Here is a 5,030-nt window from a genome sequence, read left to right as displayed (position 1 = left end):
TTGCTCTGGTGGTCGGCGGCTCAGCGGCTTCGCCGCTGACAGGAAACCGGCCCGCGCCGCTGCGTGCGGTGACAAGTGCTTGTTTGCCGTCGGGTTCTTTCGCTCGTCGGTGGCGGGGGCTAGGTTTCGCCGCCTGCTCGCTGCCGGGGTTACGGGCGGTAGGGGCGGGACAGGGCGGTTTCGATCGTTGTGGCTGCGGTGCGGAGGCGGTGCACCGAGTCCTGGATCCGGCCGACGAGCCGCGAGGTGGGGCCGGAGATGTTGACGGCCGCGACCAGCGTTCCCGAGTGGTCCCGCACCGGAACGCCCACCGAGGTGAGGCCGATCTCGACCTCCTCACCGGCCACCGCGTACCCGTTCTCGCGTTCGGCCCGCAGCCGCTCCAGGAGTTCCGGGAGGTCGCGGGGCGCGGCGGTACCGGAGATCGGTGTCCGCAGGTCCTGCTCGGTGAGCGCGTCGACGAGGTCGTCGTCGGAGTCGAACAGCAGCGCCCGCCCGGAAGCGGTGCAGTGCATCGGGGAGCTCCGCCCCACCCAGCCACCGGCGCGCAGCGACTGGTTCGACTCCTCGCGCAGCACGGTGAACGACCGGTTGCCGCGCTGCACGGACAGCAGCGCCACCTCGCCGGTGCGCGCGACGATGCCGCGCAGCGCGGGCCGGGCGGCGCGCAGCAGCGCGGCGTCCCCGGCGCTGGAGGCGAGCACCAGCAGCGTCCAGCCCAGCCGGTAGCGCTTCGTCTGCGGATCCTGTTCGACGAGCCCGCCGCGCTCCAGCGATTTCAGCATCCGGGAGACCTGGCTGCGTTCCCGTCCGACGGCGCGCGCGAGGTCGCTGACGCCGTGGTCGTTCCCGGCCCCGCCGGCGCCGAAGGCGAGCAGCAGGGCGGCGACGCGTTCCGCTCCGGTGTCCATCCCCGGAGTCTGCCACCTGTTGTCGCAGCGACAACACGTCTATCGCGATTCTCGACGAACTCCCAGCACAGCTGCTCGCAGGCGTTGTCGGGACAACAACGCCGATGGACCGTTCGGGTGGCCGGGCTTAGCGTGACCGCGCTGCGAGCGACCAGTTCGCCCTCGACGAGGAGAGTGAGACGGCCGATGACCGCCGACGCGGGAACCACCACCACCGGGGACCGGCTCTACGGGACCCAGACCGAGCTGGGAGTGCGCAACTTCCCGCCGCTCGGCCGCACCTTCGGCGACCTGGCGCCGTTCGTGCGCCACTACGCGCGGGTCAAGCTCGCCGCCGCCCGCGCCAACCTCGCCGCGGGCGTGCTCGACGAGGCCCGGTGCGCGGCCATCGGCACCGCCTGCCAGGAGATCATCGCGGGGGAGCACGCCGACCAGTTCCCGACCCCGCTGGTGCACGGCGGCGGCGGGACCACCGCGAACATGAACGCCAACGAGGTGATCGCGGCCAGGGCGAGCGCGATCGCCGGGCTGCCGGTGCACCCCAACGACCACGTCAACGCCTCGCAGTCCACCAACGACACCTATCCGACGGCGATGGCGCTGACCATCCTGGAACTGGTCGCGGAACCCGTCGCGGCGCTGCGCGAACTCGCCGCCGCGTTCCGGCGCAAGGCCACCGAGTTCGACGAGACCCCGCACCTCGGCCGCACCTGCCTGCAGGACGCGGTGCGCCTCACCGCCGGGGACACCCACCGCGCCCACGCGGCCGCCGTCGACCGCGTCGCGACCGGGCTGGAGAACTCCGCCGCAGGCCTGCACGCCGTGCCGATCGGGGCCACCGCGGTCGGCACCGGGATCGGCGCGCCCGACGGGTTCGGCGAGCGGTGCGCGGCGGAACTCGCCGAGCTCACCGGACGCCCGATCACCGCCGCCGCGGACCGCTTCGACGCGCTCGCGCACTTCGACCCGTACGCCGAGATCGCCGCGGCCGGGACCCGCGCGGCCCTCACCACCGCGAAGATCGCCGCCGACATCCGGCTGCTGTCCTCCGGCCCGCGCGGCGGGTTCGGCGACCTCACCATCCCGGCCGTGCAGGCCGGATCGTCGATCATGCCCGCCAAGGTCAACCCGGTGGTCCCCGAATACGTGATGCAGCTCAGCTACCGGGTGCGCGGCCACGGGCACGCGGTCGAATGCGCCGTCGCCGCCGGGGAACTGGAGCTCAACGTGATGGAGCCGGTGGTGCTCGACGCGCTCACCGGCACCTTCGACGACCTCACCGCCGCCGCCACCACCTTCGCCCGCCGCTGCGTCGACGGCCTGGCCTGGGACGGCCCGCACCGGGAGCGGAACCTGACCGGCGCGCTGGACCGCTGGGTGGAGCTGTCCGCCGCCGAAGGCTACGAGACCGCCACCGGTCGGCTCCGCGACGGCGGAGGTGACGCATGAGCACCACGACCTGCGCCTACGAAGACGCGCCGCTGACCCGCTTCCACCTCCGGGTGGCCGTGTCCGGCACCGGCGGGCAGTTCAGCGACGGGTTCATCCTCGGCATCATCGGGATCGTCATCGCCGCCGCCGGGGAATCGCTCGGCCTCACCGCGCTGTGGAAGGGGCTGCTGGGCGCGGCGACGTTGGTCGGCCTGTTCGCCGGCGCCGTCCTCGTCGGCCCGATCGCCGACCGCATCGGGCGGCGCGGGATCTTCGCCTGGAACATGCCGGTGTTCGCGGTGCTGTCGCTGGCGCAGTTCTTCGTGCAGACGCCCGGCCAGCTGCTGGTGCTGCGGTTGCTGCTGGGGATCGTGCTCGGCGCCGACTACGTGGTCAGCAAATCGCTGGTGACCGAGCACGCGCCGGTGCGGTACCGCGGCAGGCTGATGAGCCTGCTCGCCGTCGCCTGGGCCGCCGGATACGTGTTCGCCTACCTGGCCGGGTTCCTGCTCACCGGGCTCGGCCCGGACGCCTGGCGTTACATGCTGGTGGTCAGCGCGGTGCCCGCGCTGCTCGTCGCCGGGTTCCGGTTCGGGATCCCCGAGTCACCGCTGTGGCTGGTCCGGCACGGGCGGGAAGCCGCGGCCGCGGCCGCCGTGCGCCGCCACCTCGGCCCGGACGTGCTGCCGCCGACCGTCCCGCCGAGCACCGGCCGCCGCGGCCTGCGCGCCCTGTTCGGCCCGGTCCACCGGCGGCGCACCACCGTCGGCGCCGTGTTCTACGTGTGCCAGGTCGTGCCGTTCTTCGCCCTCGGCACCTTCTCGCCGCAGGTGATGGCCGCGTTCGGCGTCACCGGCGAACTCGGCGCGGGCGCGCTTTACAACGGGTTCCTGCTCGCCGGAGCCGTCGTCGGGCTCGCCCTCATCGACCGGATCTCGCGGCGGCTGTTCCTGATCGGGTCGTTCGTGCTCGGCGGCGTGCTGCTGGCCGGGTTGACGCTGTTCTCCGGCGGTCCGGCCACCTCGGTGGTGCTGTTCACCGCGTTCGCGTTCGTGCTGGCCGCCGCGGTGAACCTGGAGTTCGTGTACCCGCCGGAGCTGTTCCCGACCGACCTGCGCGCGTCCGGGGTGGGGCTCGCCGTCGCGGCCAGCCGGATCGGCTCCGCGGCGAGCACGTTCCTGCTGCCGCTGGTCGCCGACGCCTACGGCATGAACGTCGCGCTCGGCGGCTGCGTCGTGGTCCTGTTCCTCGGTGCCGCGATCTGCTGGCTGTGGGCTCCGGAGACCAGCACCGAGGTCCTCGACTGATGCCGGATCAGCTCGCCAGGACGTCGCGGACCGCCCGGGCCGCGACGTCCGGCCGGGACCAGACGAGACCGGAGTGGCCGACGTCGTCCAGGCGGCGGAGCTCGGCACGGGGGAGCGCGGCGACGAAGTCGGCGTAGAGCTCGTGCTTGGCGCGGGCGGCCGCGGCGGCACCGGCGCGGGCCTCCGGCGGGGAGAGCTCCGCGGCGAACGCGTCGGACCCCATCGCCGAGACGAGCACCAGCGGCAGGTCCGGGTCGGGACTCGCGTCGCGGACCTCCTGGAACAGCTCCGGCAGGTTCATCGATTCGCGCAGCGACCGCAGGTGCGCGGCTGGGCCGAACCCCCGTGCCAGCAGCGGTTCCCGGATCTCCGCGGGCCAGTCGGCGAGCGCCCGGCCGACCGCGGCCCGGTACGCGTTCCGCATCGCCGACAACCCGTCGGCGGGCAGCTCGACGTCGGTGGTCCACGCCAGGAGCCGTTGCGCGGCCTCGGCGGGCAGGTGCTGCACGATCTCCTCGTGCGTCGGGTCGAGCAGCACCAGCCCGGCCACCTCGTCCGGGAACCGCTTCGCGTACAACCGCGCGTAGAGCCCGCCCAGCGAATGCCCCACCAGCACGCGCGGCCCCGGCACGTCCGCCACCCGCAGCAGCGCGCGCAGGTCGTCGGTGACGCGGGTGCCGCTGCGCGGCAGCTCCACCGGATCGCTCCAGCCGAGGCCGAGGCGATCCACCAGCACGCTCGTGGTGAACTCGGCGACCCGCTCGTGCAGGCGCAGGCCGTGCAGCCCGGACATCCCGCCACCGGCCAGGAACACCGCGGGCGGGCCGCCGCGACCGGAGCGGTGCAGCAGCATCTGGCCGGCGGGAACCGGGTAGCGCGCTCCCAGCGGAGCGGGTGCGTCGTCCACGTCCGAACCTCCCGTAGTCCGCCGCCGATGCTCCCAGGCGACGCCGCGCATCCCGCGCCCGGGGTGATCGCGGACACACCTCGGGCAAGGAGGCTTTCCGTGCCGCTGCGGCATGGTTGGACACTGCTCCCGGACGAGGCGCGCTGGTCGGTTCGCCGATTCGCGACGGCCCGGGCCACCCGGGACCGCACGGCAGACGACCTCCTCTTCTCGTCGAGGGGGCAAGCCATCCAGAGGGAGAGACATGACCGGCATCGACCACGAGGGCGCGCAGCCCGGGCCGAACGGGGACACGGCCGAGGCGGCGGGCGGCCCCCCCCCCCCCCCCCCCCCCCCCCCCCCCCCCCGGGGCCCCCCCCCCCCCCCCCCCCCCCCCCCCCCCCCCCCCCCCCCCCCCCGGCCGGGATCAATCCGAGTACTTGATCTCGGCCAGGAAAGTTCGCCACTGATCACGCCGGAAGCACAGCACCGCGG

4 protein-coding genes are annotated in these 5,030 nt (G+C 74.0%); 2 read left to right on the top strand and 2 right to left on the bottom strand.

The features are described 5' to 3' along the window. Positions 1-149: 149 nt before the first annotated feature. The gene (locus LCD31_RS28085) at positions 150-911 is read right to left on the bottom strand and encodes an IclR family transcriptional regulator (RefSeq protein ID WP_224963092.1); all 762 of its coding nucleotides are present in this window, start codon (positions 909-911) and stop codon (positions 150-152) included. Between the two features lie 186 nt (positions 912-1,097). On the opposite strand from LCD31_RS28085, the gene LCD31_RS28080 reads away from it, so the two are divergent. Further along, entirely contained in the window at positions 1,098-2,360 is a 1,263-nt protein-coding gene (locus LCD31_RS28080) for a lyase family protein (RefSeq protein WP_224963090.1), read from the top strand. Next, entirely contained in the window at positions 2,357-3,649 is a 1,293-nt protein-coding gene (locus LCD31_RS28075) for an MFS transporter (RefSeq protein ID WP_224963087.1), read from the top strand. The genes LCD31_RS28080 and LCD31_RS28075 overlap by 4 nt, the downstream gene beginning before the upstream one ends. Positions 3,650-3,656: 7 nt before the next feature. On the opposite strand, the gene LCD31_RS28070 is transcribed toward LCD31_RS28075, so the two are convergent. After that, complete coding sequence (locus LCD31_RS28070; protein ID WP_308015880.1) at positions 3,657-4,556, bottom strand: alpha/beta hydrolase; 900 nt, start codon at positions 4,554-4,556, stop codon at positions 3,657-3,659. Positions 4,557-5,030 lie beyond the last annotated feature (474 nt).

The sequence above is a fragment of the Saccharopolyspora sp. 6M genome (assembly GCF_020176775.1).
Taxonomy (GTDB): Bacteria; Actinomycetota; Actinomycetes; order Mycobacteriales; family Pseudonocardiaceae; genus Saccharopolyspora_C; species Saccharopolyspora_C gregorii.
Note: the sequence above shows the minus strand (reverse complement) of the source record. Positions and strands in the feature narration are given on the sequence as shown.